Raw genomic sequence first — 22,264 nt, forward strand, 5'->3', positions numbered from 1 at the left:
GAACCCTTATGAGAAAGAAAATATTTTCCTTTCTAGTCTTAGCCTTTGCCCTTGTGACTTTCTCAGGTTGTAAAGGACAAAGTGCCGCAGATATCGATATTTTAGAAAACAGCAAAGAGACGAATCAGATCGTTTGGGGCGTAAAAAACGATACCCGTCTTTTTGGATTGATGGATATCGCGACTAGAGAAGTACGGGGATTCGATATTGATATCGCTCGTGCAATCACTGAGAAAATTTTAGGTCGTGATGGCAATGCCATCTTTGTTGAAGTTACCTCAAAAACCCGGATTCCTCTTTTGAAAAACGGCAACATCGATGCAATCATCGCCACGATGACTATCACAGAAGAACGTAAAAAACAGGTCGATTTTTCCGATGTCTACTTTGATGCAGGTCAATCGTTATTAGTTGCCAAAGACAGTCCTATTCAAGGGATCGAAGATTTGACCGCAGACACCACTGTATTGGTCGTTAAAGGCTCTACCTCAGCTGTGAACATCCGTGAAGCAGCACCAGAAGCGCAAATTTTAGAACTTGAGAATTATGCGGAAGCCTTTACTGCTTTACAATCTGGTCAAGGGGATGCTATGACCACGGATAATGCGATCTTATTAGGGATGGCGAGTGAAAATCCCAATTACCATTTAGTTGGCGAAACTTTTACAGAAGAACCTTATGGGATTGCCATCAATAAAGGACAAAAGCCGTTTCTTGATGCAGTGAATCAAGCCTTGCGGGAAATGCGTGAAGATGGAACCTATGATGAGATATACAACAAGTGGTTCCCTGAAGACGAATCAGGAAAAGTAGAGTAGGAGGAAACTGAATGGTTGAATTATTTCAAACGTATACCGGTCAGTTTATTGAAGGCTTTAAATACACAGTCATGGCGAGTTTGATCGCACTGTTTTTTAGTCTTTTGATCGGAACCTTAATGGCAATTTTTCAGTTGTCAGACAATCGCCTCATCAAAGGGATTGCCAAAGCGTATGTTGAGTTTTTTAGAAATATTCCCTTATTGATCATCGTGATGTTCTTTTATGTCGTTGTGCCAATGTATTGGGTTTCTTTTGACGGTTTTCAAGCGGGAACGATTGGCTTAACGATCTATACATCGGCATTTATCGCTGAGACGATCCGGTCAGGGATTCAAACGGTTCCTAAAGGCCAGATGGAAGCTTCCTTGTCTTCTGGTTTTACGTACAGCCAAGCGATGCGTTACATTATTTTGCCTCAGGCTTTTAAGATCGTCGTACCGCCGTTAGGCAATCAATTTATCAATCTTGTTAAAAACTCATCAATTTTGGCGATGGTCGCAGGATTAGATATTATGTATCAAGGGGATTTGATCGCAAGTGAGACCTTCAATACATTCGATACGTATATCATTGTTGGTCTTTTCTATTTGATCATTACCCTACCATTGTCTTATTTGATGGTTTACTTGGAACGGCGTTGGGCTGTCCGCTCATAGAAAGGAGCTAACGAACTATGGATTTTTTTGAAGCTTTTTCAGCGATTAACATTCGCTTCTTGATCGATGGCTTGCGGGTAACAGTTGAAGTGTCGATCCTATCGATTTTATTTAGCTTTATTATCGGAGGGATCGCCGGCATTTTGCGCTTCAGCTCGATCCCGGTCTTTTCTAAAGTATTAGGTGTCGTGATCGATGTTATTCGTAACTTGCCTTTGCTCTTGATCATCTTTTTCACTTACTTTGCATTGCCGCAGATCGGTATCCGCTTTAATATTTTTTGGTCAGCGGTTGTGGCGTTGACGATTTTTGAATCAGCGATGCTCTCTGAAATCTTTCGTGCTGGTTTGAATGCTGTGCCAAAAGGGCAGATGGAAGCTGGTTTGTCAACAGGGCTAAGCTATGTCGAAGTATTGCGGAGTATCGTCGTGCCACAGGCATTTAAAGCGATGTTGCCAGCGATCGTCAGTCAGTTGATCTCTTTGATCAAAGATACGTCATTAGCCGTGATTATTTCTTTACCAGAGCTGACTCATCATGCTCGAATCATTTATGGTCAAAATACAAACTATGTTTTGCCTATGTTTTTGGCAATGACTGTTTTATACTTTTTGGTTTGTTATGCATTGTCATTGCTTTCTGGCTTTTTGGAAAAACGTCAGTACGATTACTAAAAAGAATAATCGACAAAAACATCCCCACGATCGGTCTTTTACCCATGCAAGTGCAACTTGTGGGTTGTGAGCCAATCGTTGGGGCTTTTTTCTTTTTGACCGTTTCGTATTTTTTGGGAAAGCTTTTTTAGCAAACGAAAGGAATACTTGAAAAATAGACAAAAAAAGTCCAAAATGAATAAGAGAGAAAAACGCACCAAACTCTTTTTTTCATGTAAAGGATGGAAACTATGACAAACAACAGACCAATTGGTTTTATCGATTCTGGTGTTGGTGGGTTGACGGTCGTCAAAGAAGCAATCAAGCAATTACCCAACGAATCGATTCTTTATCTGGGAGATACAGCCAGATGCCCGTATGGTCCGAGACCTGCTGAGCAAGTTATCGCGTATACGTGGCAGATGACCCGTTTTTTATTAGAAAAAAACATTAAAATGTTGGTGATCGCTTGTAATACAGCGACAGCGGTCGCCCTTGAAGAAATCAAAGAAAAACTAGCGATCCCGGTGATTGGCGTGATCCTGCCCGGTAGTCGAGCAGCAGTCAAAGCAAGCAAAAACCAGCGAATCGGTGTCATCGGAACAAATGGAACGATCAAAAGCGACTCTTACAAGCGCGCTCTTCATGGCAAAGCGCCCCATGCGTCAGTCGTCAGTTTGGCTTGCCCAAAGTTTGTGCCGATCGTAGAAAGCAAACAATACCATAGCTCGGTCGCCAAGAAAATCGTGGCAGAAACGTTGCGTCCATTGAAAAACAAGCGGTTAGATACAGTGATTCTGGGCTGTACTCATTATCCTTTATTGCGCCCTTTGATCCAAAATGAATTAGGCGCCCATATCCAGCTGATTGATTCAGGGGCAGAAACGGTGGGGGAAGTCAGTACCTTGTTGGACTATTTTTCCATTGCAGCAACGAGTCAGGACGATCCGCATCCGCAACATGCATTTTTTACTACTGGTTCACCGAAAATATTTGATGAGATTGCCAATGATTGGCTTGATTTAGACACGATCTCATCGATTCACACTGATTTAGGAGGCTTTTAAATGCGACATGATGGCAGAAAAGAAACAATGTTAAGACCAGTCAACATTCAAACCAACGTCTACAAACACCCCGAAGGATCGGTTGTGATCTCTTTTGGTGACACAACCGTGATTTGTTCGGCAACGATTGAAGATCGAGTCCCTCCGTTTTTACGAGATACGGGAAAAGGCTGGGTCACAGCCGAATACAGTATGCTCCCACGAGCGACCAACACTCGTAATCGTCGAGAAAGTGCCAAAGGCAAGCTTTCTGGTCGTACGATGGAGATCCAACGGCTGATCGCTCGTTCCTTACGAGCCGTAGTCGATTTAGAAAAATTAGGGGAACGTAGTATCGTCGTCGATTGTGATGTCGTCCAAGCGGATGGCGGAACCAGAACAGCCAGTATTACCGGCGCTTTTGTCGCGTTGCGTTTAGCTATCGATACCTTGTTGCGTGACAAAGCATTGACGGAAGATCCAATCAAGGAGCATTTGGCAGCAATTAGTGTCGGGATCTTACCAGATGGTACCTGTGTGACTGATCTCGATTATCAAGAAGATTCTTCAGCTGCTGTTGACATGAATTTGGTGATGACGGAATCTGGTCGATTTGTCGAATTGCAAGGAACTGGGGAAGAAGCAACCTTTGATGGCCAGCAGTTGAATGAGATGCTGATCTACGGAAAAACAGCTATAGAAGAATTGATTGCCTATCAAAAAGAGGCACTGTTTTTACCAGATGAACCCCCTTATGAGATTCCCGAAAAAACGATTGTCATTGCTACAGGCAATCTAGGAAAAGCCAAGGAGTTTAAAGCCGTATTTGGCGCAGCAGGTTACGATGTCCGCACCTTAAAAGACTATCCTTCCTTGCCAGATGTTGAAGAAACCGGCACCACCTTTGAAGAAAATGCCCGCCTTAAAGCGGAAACCATCGCCAGAATTTTGGGAAGACCGGTGTTAGCTGATGACTCAGGACTGAAAGTCGATGCATTAGGGGGTCGACCAGGGGTGTACTCTGCTCGATTTGCTGGTGAGCAAAAAAGTGACGCTGCCAATAATGCAAAATTACTTTATGAATTGACGGATGTCGAAGATGACAAGCGCAGTGCTCAATTTCACTGTACGTTAGTTTTCGCAGCGCCAGGAAAAGAGAGTTTGGTGGTTGAAGCTCAATGGCCGGGAAGAATCGGCCGTATCCCCCGTGGAGAAAATGGGTTCGGTTACGATCCATTGTTTATTCCTGATGGTTCAGAGCAAAGCGCAGCCCAAATGAGACAAGAAGAAAAGAACCGAGTCAGCCACCGTGGTCTAGCAATCAAAAAGCTGCAGGAACAGTGGCAGGAGTGGTTAGAAGGAGAAAATGTATGAAATATTTAGTTGTCAGTGACAATCATTCAGATCGTGAGATTCTTGTTGATCTTAAAAATGAATTCGAAAATCAAGTCGATTTATTCCTGCACTGTGGGGACTCCGAACTACCTGACACAGACCCTTTGTGGGATACTTTTCAAGTCGTTTGCGGCAATTGCGATTATGGCGGTGGTTTTCCCAATGAGCGTATCATCAAAACGCCGCTGGACACCATCTATATGACTCATGGCCATTTGGCAGATGTCCGTTTTGGTGTAACGAAATTAGGGCTACAAGCGCAACAAGCCGATGCCTCGATCGCACTGTTTGGTCACACGCATCAAATTGCTTGTGAGAAAGTTGGGAATCGGCTTTTCTTGAATCCCGGCAGTATTTCCCAACCGAGAGGGCAAATTCAAATCAAAAGCTTTGCGATTATCGAAAGTACGCCAGAACAATGGGCAATCCAATACTATGATCGTTCCTTTCATAAAGTCCCTGAGCTAGCTTTTGTTTTCACACGCTAAGTAAGCGGAATCAAAAAGTAAAAATTTCATTATAATTTTGCAGGTTTCTACTTTCTATTCTCATTTTCAAGTAAAATAGAAGAGTAGCTGTGAAATGGAGGCAATTAGATTGATAGGACAGACCGTAGAAAAAATATTACTCGAGAACCAAGAAAATTTCTTGGTGCCAGCAGAAAATGTGGCATCGGTATTTTATAACCACCCTTTGAGTCACGCATTGCTTGTTTTATCAAAAGTGGGCTATTCAAAGATCCCTGTACTAGATAGTGAGGACCATTTAGTCGGCTTAATCAGCCTCTCAAACATCGTAGAACGCATGATGGATCTCACTGGCTTCAGTATGGAAAATATTGAAGGGCTGACTGTGGCAGATGTCATGGAAGTCAATGTGAATTGCATCAAAGAAAACGATGAGTTGGAAAATATGCTGCATTTGTTAGTAGATCAAGCATTCTTGCCGATCGTTGATGATGACAATGTCTTTGTTGGGATTATCACCCGCAAAGAGATTTTAAAATCCGTCAATCATTTGGCGCACGAAATTGAAAGACGCTATTTGCTGATTTCTAAAGAAGATGCCCCAAAGATGACAGATGAACTGCATGTGGTATAGAAAAAAGGTTATCCCAGTTTCGGGATAACCTTTTTTAAATACCGACGATCGGCGCATTGGGGATCGTATAGCCTTTGGCAGTTAAAGCATCGATCGATGCGGCCAAAAATTCCTCTTTGATTTTCCATTGCGTACCGTTGGTCACATACATGGTCGTACGAATTGCAAAGTTGTTGTTCCCTAAATCCACTAAACCGAAGACCGTAGGGGCCGTTTGAATCTCTTCTTCATGCTGCTGAGCAATCTGTTCATTGACTTCTTCAATGATGGCACGTATTTCATCTAAGCCTTCAGATGGTAAGATACGTACGTCTACCACGACTTGCATATTGGCTCTTGATGTATTACTGATGGTCGTGATGTTACGATTTGGGATATAATGAACGGTTCCATCAACGGATTTTAATTGAACAGTCCGAATACCGACTGCCGTCACCGTACCTTCAAGCGTCAGATTGGTCAAGCGGACGTAATCACCAACATTGATTTGTTGCTCGGTAATAATAAAGAAGCCAGTAATCAAGTCGTTCATAAAACCTTGGGCGCCTAAACCAAGTGCGACACCGACGACTCCGGCACCTGCTAATAGAGAGCCTACAGGAACGCCGATGGTTGAAAGGAGTGCATAGACAAAAAAGAAGCCTAATGTGTAATGAACCGTATTGCGGATCAAGGTATGGATCGTGTTGATTCGACTCACATTGAAACTGGCTTTTTTTTCATAGGAACGATAGATCCGATCGATGATCATATTGCTTATTTTCAATAAAATACCGAATAGGATACATAAAAAAAGCAACATCAATGCTTTTTGAATCAGTAGGCCAATGATCGATTCCCAGTCGATGGACGCCCACCATTTTTGCAATGCATTGAGCTGAGCAGCTGCTGGTTCGGTAATGCTGGAACCACTTGAATCGGTCGTGCTAGCTGCGAGTAGCAGTTGTTTCATAAAATCCCTCCAAGTCTTACTGCATCTATTTTAACGAAGATAAAATAGAAATGCAAAGGAGGTTTTCTGAAATACCTGTTTTTTTCAGAAAAAGCCTGCTCAGCCAACGGGTAGGCAAATAGCAGACTTTTCTATGACAATTATTGATTAAGATAAATGAACGCCTTTATCAACAAAAATCACTTCGCCGATAATCCCGCTTGATAAAGGACTGATCAAGAAGGCACAAGCATTGCCGACTTCTTCGATCGTTACACCAATATGATCTGGTGTTCGATCCTCTGACAATTGGATCAGTTTTTGATAGTCTTTTACACCAGTTACTGCCAGCGTCTTGATGGCGCCAGCTGAAATCGCATTGACACGGATCTTTTGCGGTGAAAGTTCGGCAGCTAAATAGCGAACACTTGATTCCAAAGCAGCTTTCGCAATACCCATCATGTTGTAGTTTGGTACTGCCCGTTCGGCACCTAAGTAGGAAAGGGTAACGATTCCAGCATTTTCAGCTAAGATTGGTTTGGCATATTTAGTGACGGCAATCAATGAATAACTGCTGATGTCTTGCGCCAAAGCATAACCGTCACGAGAAATATTCAAAATGTCGCCAGAAAGATCTTCTTTATTAGCATAAGCGACGGCATGGACGACACCATGGATCTCTCCAGCATATTCTTTGATTGTATCAAAGGCGGCAGCAATGCTTTCGTCATTAGCGACGTCACACTCCACTACAAATTCATCAGATTCCAATAAGCGCTCTAAAGGCTTCTTCATGCGGTCGTTTTGATACGTGTAGATCACTTCGGCTCCTTGTGCTTTTAATGCTTGTGCACAGCCCCAAGCGATACTGCGTTTGTTGGCAACGCCCATGACGACAACTTTTTTACCGGTTAAAAAACTCATAATTCCACTCCTTAATAAATTCAACAATAATAAAATACGTATAATGACAAATAGTAAATCAAACTATCTTGATTTCTAATTATTAAGCATAATTGTTTGATTGTCAAACTATTTTTTTCTTAATAAATATTTAGTTGCGAATTCCGCTGAACTATGATACTTTGATAATCAAACTATAATAAATTCTTAAGCAAGGAAGGGAAACCATGAAAAAACTATTGACTGAAACAGAAGTCATGGATTTGATTCCAAATCGCTACCCAATTATATATATTGATTATGTCGATGAAATCGAGTCTGGCAAAAAGATTATCGCAACGAAAAATGTTACTATCAACGAAGACTTTTTCCAAGGTCATTTTCCGGGAAATCCAGTAATGCCGGGTGCCTTGATTTTAGAAACATTGGCACAAGCAGGATCGATCCTGATCTTGAAATCCGAGGAATTCCAAGGTAGAACGGCGTATATCGGCGGCATCAACAAAGCCAAATTCCGTCAAAAAGTTGTTCCGGGAGATACTATGAAACTTGTTTTTGAGATCACCAAAATCAAAGGCTCCGTTGGAACTGCTGATGCGGTAGCGACAGTGGATGGCAAAAAAGCTGCTGAGTGCGAATTTACCTTTATCGTAGGCGACCAAAAGTAAAAAGGGGTTTAATTTATCTGTTTATCGAAAGCCAAGAATACTTATAAAATAGTATTCTTGGCTATTTGGTGATTGTAACAACGATAAATGTTACAGAAAACGGTGATTGTTTTGGTGATTGGTAGGAGTTAGTGAACTGAAGCGTTTTGTTTAGATATTAGATATGTTTCAAGCTTATCTACAGCCCGTTCTTTTATTTCTGGGGTTATATGAGCGTATATGCGGGTAGTTTTGGCGTCTGTGTGTCCTAGAAGCTCACCGATATCATCAAGGCTAACACCAGCTTCTCTGAGCCTCACAGCATAGGTATGTCGACCGTCGTGTACTTTAATTTTAGGTAGATCTTGCGATTCAATTATTCGGTTCATTGCTGGATTGATCGCTTGCCCACGAAATGGGGTACCAATTTCATTGTTATACGCGGTCTTGATAAATATGAACTGGTTTTCACCGGTATAAGGCAAGTGACCAAAGATTCCTATTACATAGTTTCGATAGGAGAGGAGAGCTTGCTTCATTCTATTAGTCATAGGAAGATCACGTATGCTAGAAATTGTTTTGGGATCATCCACGACGTAGGTCCATTTCTTTTTGTTTTCGGCTGCAAAAACTCGAGTACGTCGTATATGCATAATGTTTTTGTTAAAATCGATATCTTTCCATTCCAAGCCTAACGTTTCGCCTTTTCTTAAACCTTGATCGAATATAGTTAGAAAAATGGGATACCAAGCAGGATCTTTCTGATTCCGTGCTTCTTCCAAAAATATTTCTGTTTCCTGGTAGGTGAAATAATGCAGGGTGTCATCTTGTTTCTTTTTTGGGAACGAAACGCCTTTTGCTGGATTATTTTTCAAAATACCCAACGCTACAGCCTGGTTAAAAGCACTAGAAATTAAGTCATGTACTTTTTTGACTGAACCTAATGATAAGCCATTATTGTCTTTCCCTATATTCTTATCGCACATTAGCGAATTTATATACTTTTGATGGGTGCGGGTATTGTATTCGCTCAAAACATAATTTCCTATATAAGGTATTACATAAAAGTCGATAGTTTGCCGATAATTGATTTTAGCACCTAATTTCAAGTTAGGTTTATAGACATTTAACCATTCATTTAGGTAATCTTTGATTTTTAATCTGCTCAGGTTGTGATGAATGTATTCCTCATCCGCAAATTCACCTTCAGTAACTTTTTTCCATTTTTTGGCATCTGCATAAGTGTGGAATCCTTTTTTGTGCTTTTTTGATTGTTTTCCTGTGCCGTTATCAACGCCATTAAAAGCATATGCTTCGTATCTTAATTTTCCATTTTTTAAGTAATAAGGGTAAATCCCATCACCAGATGTAGTTTTATTTTTGACCATGAGAAATCAAATCCTTTCGTACAAGGTTTTTTATTAAGATAGGCCAATCTTTTGCGATTTTTTAAAAGTACTAAACCGTTATTTTTTCTAATAGTGATTAAATATTATTCGAATGTATGTTCTTCCAGAGTTAAGAAGAAGAGCCCTAAGGCTAATCTTTCATATTATCTATACCATGTTGAGCTTGTTCAGGGGAAAATCCTTCAAATATTAATTGATCATAAATCCCTTGATTAGACATATCCATTAAACGAGCATAATCTTCAGCCTTTTTCACAGCTTGCTCATTCCAATCAACATCAATGTTGTCCACTGCCCATTGTGCAACAGAATCATTGAATCCTTCAAACACCAATTGATCCTTTAATCCCGACTTAGAAAAAGACATCGTTCTAAGGTATCTTTGAGCCATTGATTGTGCACGAGATTGTTCTGAGGAAATTGATTCAGTTTCTTGTTCCTCTTTTGCTTTAGCTTTTTCTGCTTCTTCAGCTCTTTTCTTTTCTTCTTCCTCGGCTTTCTTCTTTTCTTCAGCCTCTCGTTCTTCACGTTCTCGCATTTCTTCTACTTCAGCAATTAATGAAGTTATCGAGTCGGGCATGTAGCCATCAAAGTAATTCGTAGAGAGGGTATTGATAATTCGACTTATTTGATTGATCAATTCCGCTTGTTTTTCTGAATCTCCAGCCAAAACGGCATTTCCATAATCAGTGTTCCTATTAGCGTACATAAGCAAATATTCAGCTGTATCATTATTTTCTTCAGCTAACTTATTTTCTACAGTTCTACTCACTAAAAAAACAATTTCTGCATACTGGGTGATAACATCATTTGTTTGATTCGAAAGTGCTGATTTTCCTAATTCCGTATATGCCTCAGATAATGAGTCAAACATTTCCTTCAATTCATCATCAGAAAGCTCTTCTCTTGAACTTTCCGTGGTAGGGACTGATTGAGAAACGCTATCAGATTCTACCTCTTGAGGTGAAGAGCAGCCAGTGAGTATTGTGGCAGCAATTGTTAGTATAATAAATGATTTAATCTTCATTAGAGCCTCCAATATTCTTTATTTTGTCTTTCGTATTACCGTTATAAATTTTAATCACATTGAAAAAAGCGATGATACCTAAATAGCAAAAATATAGAGTTATTGCTAGACCTAGCGCTTTTGCGAATTGTCCGAATCCAGCATAGATAGTGTCTAAATTTTGATAATATGCTTCTTCCAATGTAGCTCCACCTTTTGACTCTATTTGAGCGATACGATACCCTCCGTTAGTTAGCCAAATAGTTGCCTGATTGAAAGCCTGGTAAACCTGATAAGCTGCTACGAATAAAAAAATTCCCTTCAATGACTCAAAACCTAATTCAATCTTTTTTATAAAACCCTCCATTAAAATTTTTAAACGCTTAAATTTTTCTTATTTCTGTAATTATGTTACATAATATCTTCCTTTCTGATAAAATAATATTTGTAAGGTTAAAAAAATTTCCTCCTAGAAGTGTGCAGCTTCTGTGGGGGGATTTTTACGTTTATCGATAGCTGTTTTTACTCATAGCCATTAGTGACTGCAAGTGAGTTATGCCGTCATTACCATATACTTCATCTTTATACGGCATTAAATAGTTGAAGAATGCTACTTTTGGATTTAAACCAACGTCATATATTAGGTAATTATTTATCCTGTTATGCAGAGCTTTACGACTAATACAGTGTTTAACTAATATTCGATCAAATGATAACCCTTCATCTAGATACTCAATCAATTTTTCATTGTTTAGATAAAGAATCGATGCAATTACGTTTGCTTCATCTTCAAAGGGGAGTATTTCATCTGGATAAAATCCGTCTACATCCACAGAGGCAAAGATCTGCATATAATCTCTATCTGAGCAATGAAAGTATATATGAACTAGTTCATGTAAAAGAGTAAAAATCATACGTTGTTTGCTATTATACTTGCGAAGAAATAATTTAAATCGTGATCCCGAAGCGCTAGCGACAGTAAAGCCTGATACTTTCTTACTAAAGGCATTGGAGACTTTAATTACTTCAGGGTGGACGAAATTGTGTTTTGGATTGATGGAACAGGGTTTATTATCAAAATAGACAATTTCTATATCAAATATTTCACTAAAATAATCAATGATTGTCAGATAAGTAATTTCAGAAAGGGGCATCTGTGCCCAATCTGAAATACTATTGAGTAAATCATACGCCTTTTGAGAATATAACTGGTAATCTGGTTGGTCAATTTCTCTATATTCGTAAGTTTCCTGATTGTACATAGGCAGCAGTCCTTACTTCTTTTTTTTATCTCGTTCAAATAGATCTCTTGCGACGGACATAAGCTTATCTAATGATTCATTGAACTCCTTTTTTTCTTCTGAATCCATGTCCGCAGTATTTTTTCGAAACATCACAATAAGTTCATCCTCTTCAGGCTCTAATTCCACTTTTTTTGAATCATTTTCTCCTAATAAGTAGTCAGTTGATACACCAAAATATTTTGCAACCTTTTGCAATTTATCAGCAGTCGGGACAGTTTTTTTCCACTGGTAAAACAAGTTTTCGCTAAATCCAATTTCTAGAGCAACTTCTTTTAAACTCTTATCTCTTTTTTTCGCCAACTCTTTTATTCGGTCAAAAAGCGTCATATTTACTAACACCTCGGTTATTGCCTTGAGATAGTATAACTTTTTATATTTAAGTGTTGACAAAAGTATAATATGTAGTTATAGTTATCTCGTAAGCAAGAATATTTACAAAATAAATTATCAAATAAGACCCATTGAAAACCGCTCCCAAGCAAGAATCAATGTGTATTATTGGTTTACTTTGTATGTTTATATAGTACTACTTGTTATACTTTTTTGCAATAAAATTTGTAAATATTCTTGCGAACAATAAAAATCGGAGAGGGTGAGGATATGACCTTAAAGAAGGAAGTAGATGTATTTCTAGCATTGAAAAGCAAGCCACGATCGTGGTTAGCAAATAAGCTAGAAATTAACGAAGGGTATCTTTCTCGTATCTTAAACGGTCGAGACGAGCCAAAACATCAAATTGAAAGAATCAAAGAATTCATCGAAAAAAATTGAAAGTTTGAGAGGAGGATATTGAATGGGAGTGCAGATTTCCAAAGCAAAGCCTATTCAAATTATTAAAACTCAAGCGGAACCTAAAAGGAAGCAAAACAAAGGTGATTGGAAAAAAGCTAAATTCGTAGCTAGCTATCTTGGTGTGAGTTTAGCTACTGTTTCAAGGTGGACCAATCAAAAAGATGATCCACTACCTAGTAGAAGGCTCCGTGGTGTTTTGCAATATGATTTTGAAGAAGTTAAGGAGTGGGAAACTAGGAATTCTAATTGATTGAATTGGGAGGGTATGATGTCCTACACACCAAAACAAGAAATATTAATTCGTGAATTGGCCACAGAAAAAATTCAAGATCTTCAACATCTGCTCCATGATAAAAGGGGATCTTTAAGCGATCGACAACGTGAAACTAGTAACCGAGATTTGAAGGATTATCAAGAGTTGCTCTATCAAAATCGACTTAATCTCTACACGGAAAAGAGGTGAACCATTTGAAAACTCAACAAGTCTTCAATTTTGAAAACAATAGTATTCGGACGATTTTAGTTAACGATGAACTGTATTTTGTTGGAAAAGATGTTGCTGAAATTTTAGGCTATAAAAATGTTAGTAGAGACATTAATCGTCACGTTGACGAGGAAGATCGCCAAAACTACCAAAACGGTACCTTTGAATCTCCAAGAGGACTGACGATTATCAATGAATCAGGATTGTACTCCCTTATTTTAGGAAGTAAGTTACCAAAAGCTAAAAAGTTTAAACGTTGGGTCACAAGTGAAGTGCTTCCGTCTATCAGAAAAACTGGAGGCTACACAAACGTTCCTCGGACGTTTTCTGAGGCACTGAGACTGGCAGCAGATACAGAAGAAGAGCGCGCACGGATGGAGCAACAAATAAAACTAGATGCACCATACACTATGTTTGGAAAAACAGTTTCGAATTCCGATGGAGCCATATCAATTGGTGAATTTTGCAAAATTGTTTACCAGAAGCACGGAATTAGTATTGGAAGAAACAAAATGTTCTCTTGGCTCCGAAAAAAAGGATATTTGATCTCATATGGTCGAGAGAAAAATAATCCGAAACAAAAATACATCGAACAAGGTTTATTTGTTAGTAATCCAGTAATTGTCGCAAGAACACAAGGGAACATACAGGAAGCGACAACATTAATCACGGGAAAGGGCCAGGTATATTTTTTAGAAAAATTACAGGAGGATTCAAAATGAGAAAATCAACGAAAGACACAATAGGAGTATGGCTGTTATTACTAATTGTTGTCACTGTCAGCGCTATCCACGCAGCTCTTGGAGTTGCATTGATCACGGCTTGGGCTACTATCGATCTTGCTTGGTATGCAGGAATTGCTGAAGGGAAAAAGCGCTCTGCGAGTGTAATTAAATTCAAGGAGGGTGAATAAAGGTGTCGGAGACAGAAGTGCGTAATTTCGATTGGATTGGCGCAAATAAGTGGTGGCAAGAAAACAAACCGTTGATCCGCTCGCGTCAACATATTGAACGGATGAAAGAATCAATGGTAATGAATCAGAAGGAGGAACAAGTACGTGCGATTTGATGAAAAACTTTACACTTACTCCTGCAAACCTTGTAGCAGAACGGTGCGTCTGAATGCAACTGAGCTAGAAAGATGCAAGCCTTGGAAGGGACCATATTGCTCGAAATGTGGCCAAAAACTGAAACAAACGAAGGGAGATAGCCATGGCGACAACTAGAAAAAGATTAACAGAATTTGGTTTTGAGGAAGTCAAAAAGACACAAAACTATCGACTTTTGCAACTTGTTATCAGCGAAACTGGCGATCGTTTCCGGACAGTGCTTCATTGGTATTCCGATACACCAAAAAAGGTGTACATCAATATGTACAAAACATCAGGTACGATAACTATTACTGAGGATGACGTGCTGGTAAATCACAATAAACTGTACAGTGGTGTTTTGAAAAACTGGAACAGATTTAAAGAAATATTTCCAGAAATCAAAAGTGCAATTTAAGGAGGAGATAATATGCCGAACAATACGCTAAACGATTTGAACAATTTTCTTTTTGGTCAACTGGAAAGATTGGATAACCCAGAAATGACACAAGAAGAATTAGAAGCAGAAATCAAGCGATCAGAGGCTATGACAGACATTGCTGAACAAGTGATCAAAAATGCCAATACGGTTCTTGCAGCAGAAAAAATGTACTCAGGAAAAGACGGTTGGGTCGATCCAAAACGAAGACCAAAAATGATTGAAGGATGATTTTATGCCTAAAAAAATATACACCAAAGAAATGATCGATTATCTAAAAGAAATCACGCCGGGCCGATTCACTGAGGAAGTCACTGAGATGTTCAATCAAAAATTTAATATGCAACTGACTGAAAATAAAATAAAGAGCCTTCGAAGTAATTATAAGATCCGAAGTGGGATTCCCGCATCACTTAGAGGTGTGAAGGCGAATCAAGGGAAAAGGATTTTTTCTGATGAGCAAGAGCGATTTATCAGAAAAAATGTACAAGGAAAAAGCAATAAAGATCTAGCCGAGTTAATCAATCATACGTTTGGGCTCCAAATAACGATTGCCCAAATCAAAGGATGGAAGGCAAATCATAAGTTAAGTAGTGGATTAACAGGCTATTTTGAAAGAGGACATGTGCCTATAAATAAGGGAACCAAAGGAATGTTCAATGTTGGAGGTAATAAGACATCATTCAAGAAAGGGCAGCCTGCCCGAAATCATAAGCCAGTAGGCACCGAACGTATCGATCGTGATGGCTATGTGATAGTAAAAGTGCAAGACGATGGCCCATGGCATAAACGCTGGCGCCCCAAACATAAATTGGAATGGGAAAAAGTGCATGGGAAAATCCCTCCGGGCTTTGTACTGATTTTTCTTGATGGCAACAAGCAAAACATTACCATGGAGAATTTGAAGTTAGTCACACAAGCTCAAAACTTACAGTTGAACCGAAAACAGTGGCGCTCTGAAATTTCAGAAGCGACGTTGGCAGGTGTAAATCTAACACAGATCCAAGCCAAAGTAACAAAACACAAAAAAGGGCCTACACCAGTTCCCGCTAGTGTAAGCCAAAACAAAAAATAAAGAATTACTCAAGGAGATTATAGCATTATGAATGAAAAAATGAAAGATTTAGCGAGACAGCTACAAGATGAATGTCGTAAGGAAGGGGTGTCCTTACTTTGCACGATGCAAAAAAAAGGAAAAGCTAACGTCATTGCTCTTGGAAATATTATGGACATAGGATTGTGTTTAGCGATGGAAGATCGGAATCTGGACAAACAACTCCCAGTTCCTGCAGCACTTTTACGGAAAACCGCATTAGAAGCTTTGAAAAGTACAGCGGTTCAACAAGATGAGGTCAACGGTCATACCTTTGTACTAAATGATCTGGCGGATCTTCCGGATGTTTTGAACCGGATTATGCGAGGTGAATTTGAATGAGCGCCTTCGATTCTTTAGGAGCAAGACAGTTTCCGAAAGATGAACCGACACCAATTGCATTCGATTGGAAAGGTGATCCTCTTTTCGCAGGGGAAATGGTTTACTCGATTGATGATCAATTTGTTCATGAAGACGATTTATTGCGCTATACCCAAGAAAAATTAGGAAAGCCGGTGCCATTATGACCACAGAAGAATTAACAATTCAACAGAAATTGATCCATATCCAATCAGAGTTAAAAGTGCCAAAGAATAACTTTAGTGAATATGGCGGATATAACTTCCGCAATGCAGAGGATATTTTGAAAGCTGTCAAAAAGCATAATTTAGAACATGGACTTTTATTGACCTTAACAGACGTTCCTCTATTCATCGAAGGTCGTTTTTATATCCGTGCTACCGCAACGCTCACTGATGGGGAAGAATCCATCAGTATTGATGCATACGCACGAGAAGCAGAATCGAAATCCAAAATGGACGACAGTCAACTTACCGGCTCTGCTTCTTCCTATGCACGTAAATACGCCTTGCAAGGTCTTTACCTAGTGGATGATGGTATTGATCCAGATTCTATGAACCAGGACGAGGAAGAGCCTGAGAAGACCGAACAGGAAGTGTTCTTTGAGTATTTCAAGCACTATGCTAATGGCGTTGCGGAATTGACGAATAAGCCGTATGAGGAAATTGAGGCAAATGTCTTGGGCGTTAATACTTTCGCACGTATAGAGGATGTGACACCGGACATGTATGCACAGGTGATTGGAACCGTCAAGGCGATGGGCAAGAGAGCTGAATTACAGCTAAAAGAGAGAGTGGCAGAGGAAACGAAGGCATCTAAGCCAGAAACAAAGAAATTTACCTGGGGGAAATAGCAGATGAATGAATTAATTAAACCTGACACGATAATTCATATCGATTACACACCGAGCACCATTTCAATCCAAAACGAAGCAGAACTAGCAAAACTAGTCGAAAATACGGTGAAGCATTATAAGAGCTTGACGTTTACTGAAGGAGATATTCAGGGGGCAAAAGATGCTCGAACTTCTCTCAACAACATCATCAAGCTTTTAGATGCAAAGCGTAAAGAAGTGAAAAAAGGCTACTCTGAACCTCTCGACGCTTTTGAAGACAAAATTAAAGAGTTTGTTAGTCAGATCGATCAAGCCAAAGAAGGAATCGCTCAAAGCCTTGAAAAATTTGAAACGCAGGAGCGAGAAGGTCGACAGGAGAAAGTACAGGCAAAAGTCAATGAATTATGCAGTGTCGTGGGAGTCGATCCTGAACAAATCGAAATTCTTGATCAGTGGACGAACAAAGGTGCTTTCACTTTGGCCAAAGGTGAATTGAAAGCAGCAATCGTTAAAGAAATCACTGAGAAGATCAACGAGATTGTTTCTGAGAAGCAGACGTTGGCTGCGAATAAACAAGTAATCGAAAATTACGCGGAAGCAATGGGATTGGATCCTGTTTCTTGGGTACGATGGATCGACCAAGGACATGAATTGCAGGAAGTGATTGATCAAATAAAGCAAGTAGTAGCAGAAAAACAACGACGCCTCGCGGCGGCCGCAAAGGTTATTCAGGAAGTGGAACAAAATGAGCCTGTTCGCTCAATGAGACACGATGAAGAAACTGGTGAGATTCTTGAGAATTCAGTTAAAAAAAATGAAATAGTTAAAGATGGAAAAACTGTGACATTAAAACTTAGAGGAACCGATGATCAATTCTTTTTGTTAAATAAAAGCATTGTTGAGTTTGGGATTGAAGTCGTTAAAGTGAGTGAATAATGCTTGGAAAGGTTGTTTATCACGAAAATAAGCGCTTAATGCTTGAGTTTGAAGAAGAAATCAATCCGGAATTTTTGAAATTACTTGCTCGAGAAAAAGAGAACTTAGTGGAAGTCAAATTGATCGATAATGAGCCGAAGTCTGCCAAGCAGAATGCTTTGGCTCATGCGTTGATCAAGGATATTGCAAAGCATCAGGAATTGCCATTGCACAAGGCGAAGCAGATGATGAAAGATTTGTACAAAGAAGGGCATAAGATCGAATTTAGCCACGCTGAAGCGTCAATGACTGAAATGAACCGATGGATCGAATTCTTGATTGAACACGTACTAAGCGAAGGGATTCCGCTTCCCAAACGTTATGACTATCTGCTCGAGTACGAAAAATTCTTTTACTTTTGCTGCAAGTACCGCAGGTGTTGTGTATGTGGGAAGCCACATGCTCAAATTCATCATGTAAAAGCGGTAGGGAAGAGAAAACGAAACAAGGTCGATCATCGGCTATTTCCTTTTGCAAGTCTATGTTGGGTACACCACAACATTGCTCACGCAATCGGAGAGCTACAACTGTTAAATGATTTCTTGGTTACACCAGTATTTCTAGATAAAGAAGCATTGATCAAAATCGGCATAATGTCTAATGCACAGATACTTAGATTTGATCAAGAATATCACGATGAAGAATTATTCCAAAAAGCGATTGGAGGATAAAAATCATGCAAGATAATAAATTACATCAACATTTGAAAAAAATCGTTTGCCAGCATGCATCACGACCAGCATTGCAGTGTGTTCAGTATCATGAAGATGGGAGCCTAAGAGCAACAGACGGACATGTTATGCTACGAATCAACAATTTTCATGACATCAATCAAACGCTTATTCAAAATGTACGAACATTGGAGTTTAAAGACCTAAAATACCCAGATACAGACAACAATTTCGTTAAAGATAACAAACAAAATAAACTGAAAATAAGCTTGAGTGTCTTTAAACGAGTCCTTCTTGCTCTGAAAGAAGGCAGTTTTTCAAATATTGTCACCTTACACTTGGATTCTGAGAAAGTAGAGATCACGAGTAATCATAGCAACTCAGAAGTGCCAATCTCGATCACTGTTGGCTGCAAGTATGAGGGAGAATCAATGGAAATCAGCTTTTCTGCTGAAAACCTGTTGAAGATGGTCAACTTTATGCTCGATGCCAAACAGCGATACGCAGTGGATGATGTTGAACTTTTCATTGGATCACCAATCAGACCCGTAATTGCGGAACTTGAAGAAGGCAAGTATCAATTTATAGTAACACCTGTAAGAACACGATAAGGGGGCGAATGTCTTGACTGGACACAGAAGTTACTTTGCCATCATACCTGCAAATGTTCGATACGATAAAAAACTGACTGCCAATGCAAAGCTGCTTTATGGCGAGATAACAGCTTTAGCAAATGAAAAAGGATATTGTTGGGCGGGCGACCGATACTTTGCGGAATTATACGGTGTCAGCAAGACAACTATCCAAAGTTGGATTAAAGCATTGACTGATAATGGCTACATTACAAAAGAGTTGATTTACCGAGAGGGTACTAAAGAAATCTTGAATAGGTATATAAGAATAGTTGCATACCCTACCCAAGAAAATTTAGGTACCCCTACCCAAGAAAACTTAAGAGATAATAATACATCTTTTAATAATACATTTAATAAGACAAATAAAGAAGAAGTTGAAACTTCTTCCAGAAAGTATTCTGACGAACACTTTCGTCTCGCTTCTAAGTTACAAAATAATTTGATGGATGATTTTCCAAAAGAAATGAAAAAAGCGGATCTTGACAAGTGGGCAGATGTTATTCGACTCATGGAAGAAAAGGATCAACACACGATTGAACAAATTGATTATGTATTGAGTTGGCTACCGTCAAACAGCTTTTGGTTTGGTAATATTCGGAGTGCGAAAAAACTCCGAGATAAGTTTGAAACGCTGAAATTTGAAATCAAAACAGAAAAGTCTAAGAAACAGGGAAATAAGAATTTTGTTCGAGAAGAAAAACTGCCTGATAGATTTGTAAATCCTGAAACAGAGCCGACGTTGGATCCAAAGCGTCAAGCAGAGATCGAAGCAAAGCTTAAGGCATACCAGGATCAAAAGAAAGGAGCTGCTACCTGAACAAAGAGCAACGCAGAAAAAGAATGATTGAGCGAAAAAGACTAGTGTATCTAGCAGAGCATCCGGATTTTGATACCAACTCAGAAATTCGAGCCGCATGGGAGTATTTTAAGGATGAAACAACTTCCCCTTACACCAGAATCAATGGACTGATCGAGGTGGTCCATGAAGGCGAAGTCATCTTCACCGGAAACAGAGCTGAGGTGCGTACCAAGTTCGCAATCAGTCACTCTAACCTAAGTAGAAAATTGCGGGAGAATCGACCTGACCGAAAAAAGCGGTATTACCGGATAAAGGATTAATTCAAAAGGTGTCCCACCCTAACATAGGAGGTGTCCCACCTAGTGCCTACAAAGAAAAAACGCCCTAGATATGCACTGGATGATGACACAATAGAGAAGCTTGAGTGGTTATGCAAGCAGCATCAGAAGCGGACGGGAAAAAAGAAAGTGTATCCAAAGGATACGTTGACGGAACTCATAAACAACGATTTTCAGATCAGAAAACGGTTTGGATAGGAGGAGCGTATGTTAAACAAACAGCAAAAATCATTTTATCGACGTAGAATGATTTTTATCATCGGGGATCGATCTGTTGAGGATATCCCCAAAAACGAATTGCAACAAGTCCAACGGATCGGCAAATTAATAGGGTCGCCGATCATGGATCACTCAAGGCCACTAGAGCCAATCGATTTTTACACATTCACCTACGAAGATTATATGAATTTGATTGATGCGGGCTATAGTGTGAAAGCAATTGTCAATGCCTTAGGTATCAGTAAATACCGCTGGATGAACTGGCGATTAGAGAATACACCTGCAGAGGAGGAAGCAGAATGTCTCAAGTAGCGGACGATATGTTTGATGGATTTATTTGTCAAAGGTGCGGTAGTTTCGTCGATGGAGAAGCACCGGGATATCCAAGAGACTGCGAGGACTGTGAAAGCGAGGCAGATGAATGACTCTATTTTTATTCTTCTTAGGAATCATAGTACTGGCAAGCATCAATAATCTTGCGAAGGAAAGAGAACATCGAGATAAAGCAGTTCACGCCATCGTGGTTCTGGTCACGTTAGTGATCATGTGGAGTTTAATTCGATGAGTACCAAAGAATCACTAATTAAATGGGTCGTAGCAGATATGGAAAAAGACATTGACGGTGAGAAGCTAAGAAAGCTACAAATCATCCTTACGATGCGATTGGAGCATTTTGAACTAACTAAGCCATCAAGAGAACTCGTTTTGTATGACGAGACCTCGGACGTTGCCGCATATCGTCAATTTGTGGTCTCAAAGAAGATTCAGGGGATTTCTGACGGAACTTTGAATCTTTACATGCAAACAATCAATCTCTTCATGAGGACGCTAAGAAAGCCGTTTAAGGATATCGCTACAAATGACATCAGATTATTTATTGCCAATCGAGAAATTAAGGATAAAGTGTCCAAAGGAACATTGGCCAGAGAGCGTGGATGCATCGTTCGATTTTTCCGATGGTTGTATGTTGAAGAATACATCCCTCGTGATCCAGGAATACGAGTTGAGAAGATAAAATTGCCGAAACGGCGCAAGCAAGAATTCAGCGAACTTGAAGTTGAAAAGCTGAGAAGTGCTGCGTCCAATACAAAAGAGACAGAAACTATAAACCTGCACGTATTCAAAAAAGATCAACGAAATGTTGATCTTTAGATGTACTCGTAAGTTTAAATATATTTTTTATAGAAAAATCTAGTTTGAGTTTCTAAAGGAGAATTATCAATATGGCCGACTAATTCATAACCATTTTTTTCGTAAAATTTAGGTGCATTAAAGCTCATTGTCTCTAAGAAAATATAGGATATCCCCTGTTGTTTGGCAATGGACTCTACATGATTTAACAATTTGGTTCCAATTCCTTTTCCTTGTGTATTATCAGAAACATAGAAAAGTTCAATTTGCAGATAATCCCAATGAATAAAACCAACGATTCTCCCTAAAACAACACCTTCTGATTCGTATACAAAGCTAAGATGTTGATAATTTTGTTCTAATTCAGGAATGATTTTCTTTGTATATGATTCTAATTCGGATAATGTTACTTCTTTGTTTTCTGCATATTGCATTTGTTTAATTGACATAAATACACTTCCTTTTCAATTTAATGCCCGAGAAGTACTAATTATAGCGCCTAAATATAAATTGTCAATTTTCAAAAGAAAAAAA

At 39.4% G+C, this 22,264-nt stretch carries 36 protein-coding genes; 28 read left to right on the plus strand and 8 right to left on the minus strand.

Features of this window, described 5'->3' with window-relative positions:
- The first annotated feature begins 8 nt into the window (after positions 1–8).
- The 7 genes from A5882_RS12845 to cbpB all read left to right on the plus strand — a co-directional run bounded on the left by A5882_RS12845 (position 9) and on the right by cbpB (position 5,672).
- Positions 9–818 carry a transporter substrate-binding domain-containing protein gene (locus tag A5882_RS12845; RefSeq protein ID WP_008381907.1) on the plus strand — a complete coding sequence of 270 codons (810 nt, stop codon included), beginning with the start codon at positions 9–11 and terminating at the stop codon, positions 816–818.
- Between the two features lie 11 nt (positions 819–829).
- Entirely contained in the window at positions 830–1,477 is a 648-nt protein-coding gene (locus A5882_RS12850; RefSeq protein ID WP_005226186.1) for an amino acid ABC transporter permease, read from the plus strand.
- A 17-nt stretch (positions 1,478–1,494) separates the two neighbouring features.
- Positions 1,495–2,151 (plus strand): amino acid ABC transporter permease, encoded by a 657-nt coding sequence (locus tag A5882_RS12855; protein ID WP_005236107.1) that lies wholly within the window; start codon positions 1,495–1,497, stop codon positions 2,149–2,151.
- 230 nt (positions 2,152–2,381) lie between these two features.
- Positions 2,382–3,197 (plus strand): glutamate racemase, encoded by an 816-nt coding sequence (gene racE / locus A5882_RS12860; RefSeq protein WP_008381904.1) that lies wholly within the window; start codon positions 2,382–2,384, stop codon positions 3,195–3,197.
- On the plus strand, positions 3,198–4,550 hold the full coding sequence (gene rph, locus A5882_RS12865; protein WP_086372876.1) for a ribonuclease PH: 1,353 nt from the start codon (positions 3,198–3,200) through the stop codon (positions 4,548–4,550).
- The gene (locus A5882_RS12870; RefSeq protein ID WP_005236103.1) at positions 4,547–5,059 is read left to right on the plus strand and encodes a metallophosphoesterase; all 513 of its coding nucleotides are present in this window, start codon (positions 4,547–4,549) and stop codon (positions 5,057–5,059) included. Before rph ends, A5882_RS12870 begins: the two co-directional genes overlap by 4 nt.
- A 109-nt stretch (positions 5,060–5,168) precedes the next feature.
- On the plus strand, positions 5,169–5,672 hold the full coding sequence (gene cbpB, locus A5882_RS12875) for a cyclic-di-AMP-binding protein CbpB (RefSeq protein ID WP_086372877.1): 504 nt from the start codon (positions 5,169–5,171) through the stop codon (positions 5,670–5,672).
- A 34-nt stretch (positions 5,673–5,706) separates the two neighbouring features.
- Here the strand turns inward: cbpB and A5882_RS12880 are convergent, their stop codons facing one another.
- Positions 5,707–6,624 (minus strand): mechanosensitive ion channel family protein, encoded by a 918-nt coding sequence (locus A5882_RS12880; protein WP_005236101.1) that lies wholly within the window; start codon positions 6,622–6,624, stop codon positions 5,707–5,709.
- A gap of 147 nt (positions 6,625–6,771) precedes the next feature.
- Positions 6,772–7,527 carry an enoyl-ACP reductase FabI gene (gene fabI / locus A5882_RS12885; RefSeq protein WP_005236100.1) on the minus strand — a complete coding sequence of 252 codons (756 nt, stop codon included), beginning with the start codon at positions 7,525–7,527 and terminating at the stop codon, positions 6,772–6,774.
- 206 nt (positions 7,528–7,733) lie between these two features.
- Here fabI and fabZ point away from each other — a divergent pair, with 206 nt between their 5' ends.
- On the plus strand, positions 7,734–8,174 hold the full coding sequence (fabZ, locus tag A5882_RS12890) for a 3-hydroxyacyl-ACP dehydratase FabZ (protein WP_005226178.1): 441 nt from the start codon (positions 7,734–7,736) through the stop codon (positions 8,172–8,174).
- 128 nt (positions 8,175–8,302) lie between these two features.
- On the opposite strand, the gene A5882_RS12895 is transcribed toward fabZ, so the two are convergent.
- The 5 genes from A5882_RS12895 to A5882_RS12915 all read right to left on the minus strand — a co-directional run bounded on the left by A5882_RS12895 (position 8,303) and on the right by A5882_RS12915 (position 12,199).
- Positions 8,303–9,541, minus strand: a complete 1,239-nt coding sequence (locus A5882_RS12895; RefSeq protein ID WP_086372878.1) for a site-specific integrase — start codon at positions 9,539–9,541, stop codon at positions 8,303–8,305.
- A 151-nt stretch (positions 9,542–9,692) separates the two neighbouring features.
- Entirely contained in the window at positions 9,693–10,589 is an 897-nt protein-coding gene (locus A5882_RS12900) for an Ltp family lipoprotein (RefSeq protein WP_086372879.1), read from the minus strand.
- Positions 10,579–10,935, minus strand: coding sequence for a hypothetical protein (locus tag A5882_RS12905; RefSeq protein ID WP_086372880.1), 357 nt, complete (start codon positions 10,933–10,935; stop codon positions 10,579–10,581). The genes A5882_RS12900 and A5882_RS12905 overlap by 11 nt, the downstream gene beginning before the upstream one ends.
- A gap of 139 nt (positions 10,936–11,074) precedes the next feature.
- Positions 11,075–11,830, minus strand: coding sequence for an ImmA/IrrE family metallo-endopeptidase (locus tag A5882_RS12910; protein ID WP_086372881.1), 756 nt, complete (start codon positions 11,828–11,830; stop codon positions 11,075–11,077).
- Positions 11,831–11,842: 12 nt separating this feature from the next.
- The gene (locus A5882_RS12915) at positions 11,843–12,199 is read right to left on the minus strand and encodes a helix-turn-helix domain-containing protein (protein WP_086372882.1); all 357 of its coding nucleotides are present in this window, start codon (positions 12,197–12,199) and stop codon (positions 11,843–11,845) included.
- Positions 12,200–12,472: 273 nt separating this feature from the next.
- On the opposite strand from A5882_RS12915, the gene A5882_RS12920 reads away from it, so the two are divergent.
- From A5882_RS12920 to A5882_RS13005, 20 genes are all read left to right on the plus strand, one after another.
- Positions 12,473–12,643, plus strand: coding sequence for a transcriptional regulator (locus A5882_RS12920; RefSeq protein WP_086372883.1), 171 nt, complete (start codon positions 12,473–12,475; stop codon positions 12,641–12,643).
- Between the two features lie 22 nt (positions 12,644–12,665).
- Complete coding sequence (locus A5882_RS12925) at positions 12,666–12,914, plus strand: helix-turn-helix domain-containing protein (protein ID WP_086372884.1); 249 nt, start codon at positions 12,666–12,668, stop codon at positions 12,912–12,914.
- Positions 12,915–12,932: 18 nt separating this feature from the next.
- The gene (locus A5882_RS12930; RefSeq protein WP_254908489.1) at positions 12,933–13,127 is read left to right on the plus strand and encodes a hypothetical protein; all 195 of its coding nucleotides are present in this window, start codon (positions 12,933–12,935) and stop codon (positions 13,125–13,127) included.
- 5 nt (positions 13,128–13,132) lie between these two features.
- Positions 13,133–13,870, plus strand: a complete 738-nt coding sequence (locus tag A5882_RS12935; protein WP_086372885.1) for a BRO family protein — start codon at positions 13,133–13,135, stop codon at positions 13,868–13,870.
- Positions 13,867–14,061 carry a hypothetical protein gene (locus A5882_RS12940; protein ID WP_086372886.1) on the plus strand — a complete coding sequence of 65 codons (195 nt, stop codon included), beginning with the start codon at positions 13,867–13,869 and terminating at the stop codon, positions 14,059–14,061. The genes A5882_RS12935 and A5882_RS12940 overlap by 4 nt, the downstream gene beginning before the upstream one ends.
- A 2-nt stretch (positions 14,062–14,063) precedes the next feature.
- On the plus strand, positions 14,064–14,216 hold the full coding sequence (locus A5882_RS19845; RefSeq protein ID WP_164888630.1) for a hypothetical protein: 153 nt from the start codon (positions 14,064–14,066) through the stop codon (positions 14,214–14,216).
- 143 nt (positions 14,217–14,359) lie between these two features.
- Complete coding sequence (locus A5882_RS12945; RefSeq protein WP_086372887.1) at positions 14,360–14,653, plus strand: 50S ribosomal protein L29; 294 nt, start codon at positions 14,360–14,362, stop codon at positions 14,651–14,653.
- Between the two features lie 12 nt (positions 14,654–14,665).
- Positions 14,666–14,905 (plus strand): hypothetical protein, encoded by a 240-nt coding sequence (locus tag A5882_RS12950; RefSeq protein ID WP_086372888.1) that lies wholly within the window; start codon positions 14,666–14,668, stop codon positions 14,903–14,905.
- Between the two features lie 4 nt (positions 14,906–14,909).
- Positions 14,910–15,749 carry an HNH endonuclease signature motif containing protein gene (locus A5882_RS12955; protein WP_086372889.1) on the plus strand — a complete coding sequence of 280 codons (840 nt, stop codon included), beginning with the start codon at positions 14,910–14,912 and terminating at the stop codon, positions 15,747–15,749.
- A 27-nt stretch (positions 15,750–15,776) separates the two neighbouring features.
- Positions 15,777–16,109, plus strand: coding sequence for a hypothetical protein (locus tag A5882_RS12960; protein ID WP_086372890.1), 333 nt, complete (start codon positions 15,777–15,779; stop codon positions 16,107–16,109).
- A complete protein-coding gene (locus A5882_RS12965; RefSeq protein ID WP_086372891.1) occupies positions 16,106–16,294 on the plus strand; it encodes a hypothetical protein in 189 nt (62 codons plus the stop codon). Before A5882_RS12960 ends, A5882_RS12965 begins: the two co-directional genes overlap by 4 nt.
- Positions 16,291–16,980, plus strand: coding sequence for an ERF family protein (locus A5882_RS12970; protein WP_086372892.1), 690 nt, complete (start codon positions 16,291–16,293; stop codon positions 16,978–16,980). Before A5882_RS12965 ends, A5882_RS12970 begins: the two co-directional genes overlap by 4 nt.
- Positions 16,981–16,983: 3 nt before the next feature.
- Positions 16,984–17,898 (plus strand): DUF1351 domain-containing protein, encoded by a 915-nt coding sequence (locus A5882_RS12975; protein WP_086372893.1) that lies wholly within the window; start codon positions 16,984–16,986, stop codon positions 17,896–17,898.
- Positions 17,898–18,608 carry a putative HNHc nuclease gene (locus A5882_RS12980; RefSeq protein ID WP_086372894.1) on the plus strand — a complete coding sequence of 237 codons (711 nt, stop codon included), beginning with the start codon at positions 17,898–17,900 and terminating at the stop codon, positions 18,606–18,608. The genes A5882_RS12975 and A5882_RS12980 overlap by 1 nt, the downstream gene beginning before the upstream one ends.
- A 5-nt stretch (positions 18,609–18,613) precedes the next feature.
- Positions 18,614–19,219, plus strand: a complete 606-nt coding sequence (locus tag A5882_RS12985) for a hypothetical protein (RefSeq protein WP_086372895.1) — start codon at positions 18,614–18,616, stop codon at positions 19,217–19,219.
- Positions 19,220–19,232: 13 nt separating this feature from the next.
- Positions 19,233–20,060 (plus strand): helix-turn-helix domain-containing protein, encoded by an 828-nt coding sequence (locus tag A5882_RS12990; protein ID WP_086372896.1) that lies wholly within the window; start codon positions 19,233–19,235, stop codon positions 20,058–20,060.
- A 527-nt stretch (positions 20,061–20,587) separates the two neighbouring features.
- On the plus strand, positions 20,588–20,911 hold the full coding sequence (locus tag A5882_RS13000; protein WP_086372898.1) for a hypothetical protein: 324 nt from the start codon (positions 20,588–20,590) through the stop codon (positions 20,909–20,911).
- Entirely contained in the window at positions 20,899–21,024 is a 126-nt protein-coding gene (locus tag A5882_RS20125) for a hypothetical protein (RefSeq protein ID WP_254908490.1), read from the plus strand. The genes A5882_RS13000 and A5882_RS20125 overlap by 13 nt, the downstream gene beginning before the upstream one ends.
- The gene (locus tag A5882_RS19850) at positions 21,021–21,164 is read left to right on the plus strand and encodes a hypothetical protein (protein ID WP_164888631.1); all 144 of its coding nucleotides are present in this window, start codon (positions 21,021–21,023) and stop codon (positions 21,162–21,164) included. The genes A5882_RS20125 and A5882_RS19850 overlap by 4 nt, the downstream gene beginning before the upstream one ends.
- Complete coding sequence (locus A5882_RS13005) at positions 21,161–21,751, plus strand: phage integrase N-terminal SAM-like domain-containing protein (protein WP_241655694.1); 591 nt, start codon at positions 21,161–21,163, stop codon at positions 21,749–21,751. The genes A5882_RS19850 and A5882_RS13005 overlap by 4 nt, the downstream gene beginning before the upstream one ends.
- Positions 21,752–21,765: 14 nt before the next feature.
- Here the strand turns inward: A5882_RS13005 and A5882_RS13010 are convergent, their stop codons facing one another.
- Positions 21,766–22,179: a GNAT family N-acetyltransferase gene (locus A5882_RS13010; protein WP_086372899.1), complete on the minus strand. Its 414-nt coding sequence runs from the start codon at positions 22,177–22,179 to the stop codon at positions 21,766–21,768.
- Between the last annotated feature and the right edge of the window lie 85 nt (positions 22,180–22,264).

Origin of the sequence: Enterococcus sp. 4E1_DIV0656 (assembly GCF_002140695.1) — a bacterium.
Taxonomy (GTDB): Bacteria; Bacillota; Bacilli; order Lactobacillales; family Enterococcaceae; genus Enterococcus_D; species Enterococcus_D entomosocium.

Excerpts from the sequence above, each read along its gene's own strand:
- rph (WP_086372876.1), top strand. The coding sequence starts at position 3,198 with ATGCGACATGATGGCAGAAAAGAAACAATGTTAAGACCAGTCAACATT.
- A5882_RS12895 (WP_086372878.1), bottom strand. The coding sequence starts at position 9,541 with ATGGTCAAAAATAAAACTACATCTGGTGATGGGATTTACCCTTATTAC.
- A5882_RS20125 (WP_254908490.1), top strand. The coding sequence starts at position 20,899 with ATGTCTCAAGTAGCGGACGATATGTTTGATGGATTTATTTGTCAAAGG.
- A5882_RS12980 (WP_086372894.1), top strand. The coding sequence starts at position 17,898 with ATGCTTGGAAAGGTTGTTTATCACGAAAATAAGCGCTTAATGCTTGAG.
- A5882_RS12850 (WP_005226186.1), top strand. The coding sequence starts at position 830 with ATGGTTGAATTATTTCAAACGTATACCGGTCAGTTTATTGAAGGCTTT.
- A5882_RS12855 (WP_005236107.1), top strand. The coding sequence starts at position 1,495 with ATGGATTTTTTTGAAGCTTTTTCAGCGATTAACATTCGCTTCTTGATC.
- A5882_RS19850 (WP_164888631.1), top strand. The coding sequence starts at position 21,021 with ATGACTCTATTTTTATTCTTCTTAGGAATCATAGTACTGGCAAGCATC.
- A5882_RS12845 (WP_008381907.1), top strand. The coding sequence starts at position 9 with ATGAGAAAGAAAATATTTTCCTTTCTAGTCTTAGCCTTTGCCCTTGTG.
- A5882_RS13000 (WP_086372898.1), top strand. The coding sequence starts at position 20,588 with ATGTTAAACAAACAGCAAAAATCATTTTATCGACGTAGAATGATTTTT.
- A5882_RS12910 (WP_086372881.1), bottom strand. The coding sequence starts at position 11,830 with ATGTACAATCAGGAAACTTACGAATATAGAGAAATTGACCAACCAGAT.
- A5882_RS12940 (WP_086372886.1), top strand. The coding sequence starts at position 13,867 with ATGAGAAAATCAACGAAAGACACAATAGGAGTATGGCTGTTATTACTA.
- A5882_RS12880 (WP_005236101.1), bottom strand. The coding sequence starts at position 6,624 with ATGAAACAACTGCTACTCGCAGCTAGCACGACCGATTCAAGTGGTTCC.
- fabZ (WP_005226178.1), top strand. The coding sequence starts at position 7,734 with ATGAAAAAACTATTGACTGAAACAGAAGTCATGGATTTGATTCCAAAT.
- fabI (WP_005236100.1), bottom strand. The coding sequence starts at position 7,527 with ATGAGTTTTTTAACCGGTAAAAAAGTTGTCGTCATGGGCGTTGCCAAC.
- A5882_RS13010 (WP_086372899.1), bottom strand. The coding sequence starts at position 22,179 with ATGTCAATTAAACAAATGCAATATGCAGAAAACAAAGAAGTAACATTA.
- A5882_RS12920 (WP_086372883.1), top strand. The coding sequence starts at position 12,473 with ATGACCTTAAAGAAGGAAGTAGATGTATTTCTAGCATTGAAAAGCAAG.
- A5882_RS12960 (WP_086372890.1), top strand. The coding sequence starts at position 15,777 with ATGAATGAAAAAATGAAAGATTTAGCGAGACAGCTACAAGATGAATGT.
- A5882_RS12985 (WP_086372895.1), top strand. The coding sequence starts at position 18,614 with ATGCAAGATAATAAATTACATCAACATTTGAAAAAAATCGTTTGCCAG.
- A5882_RS12870 (WP_005236103.1), top strand. The coding sequence starts at position 4,547 with ATGAAATATTTAGTTGTCAGTGACAATCATTCAGATCGTGAGATTCTT.
- A5882_RS12970 (WP_086372892.1), top strand. The coding sequence starts at position 16,291 with ATGACCACAGAAGAATTAACAATTCAACAGAAATTGATCCATATCCAA.
- A5882_RS12930 (WP_254908489.1), top strand. The coding sequence starts at position 12,933 with ATGTCCTACACACCAAAACAAGAAATATTAATTCGTGAATTGGCCACA.
- A5882_RS12945 (WP_086372887.1), top strand. The coding sequence starts at position 14,360 with ATGGCGACAACTAGAAAAAGATTAACAGAATTTGGTTTTGAGGAAGTC.
- A5882_RS12915 (WP_086372882.1), bottom strand. The coding sequence starts at position 12,199 with ATGACGCTTTTTGACCGAATAAAAGAGTTGGCGAAAAAAAGAGATAAG.
- A5882_RS12905 (WP_086372880.1), bottom strand. The coding sequence starts at position 10,935 with ATGGAGGGTTTTATAAAAAAGATTGAATTAGGTTTTGAGTCATTGAAG.
- A5882_RS12925 (WP_086372884.1), top strand. The coding sequence starts at position 12,666 with ATGGGAGTGCAGATTTCCAAAGCAAAGCCTATTCAAATTATTAAAACT.
- A5882_RS12950 (WP_086372888.1), top strand. The coding sequence starts at position 14,666 with ATGCCGAACAATACGCTAAACGATTTGAACAATTTTCTTTTTGGTCAA.
- A5882_RS13005 (WP_241655694.1), top strand. The coding sequence starts at position 21,161 with ATGAGTACCAAAGAATCACTAATTAAATGGGTCGTAGCAGATATGGAA.
- A5882_RS12965 (WP_086372891.1), top strand. The coding sequence starts at position 16,106 with ATGAGCGCCTTCGATTCTTTAGGAGCAAGACAGTTTCCGAAAGATGAA.
- A5882_RS12900 (WP_086372879.1), bottom strand. The coding sequence starts at position 10,589 with ATGAAGATTAAATCATTTATTATACTAACAATTGCTGCCACAATACTC.
- racE (WP_008381904.1), top strand. The coding sequence starts at position 2,382 with ATGACAAACAACAGACCAATTGGTTTTATCGATTCTGGTGTTGGTGGG.
- A5882_RS12955 (WP_086372889.1), top strand. The coding sequence starts at position 14,910 with ATGCCTAAAAAAATATACACCAAAGAAATGATCGATTATCTAAAAGAA.
- A5882_RS12975 (WP_086372893.1), top strand. The coding sequence starts at position 16,984 with ATGAATGAATTAATTAAACCTGACACGATAATTCATATCGATTACACA.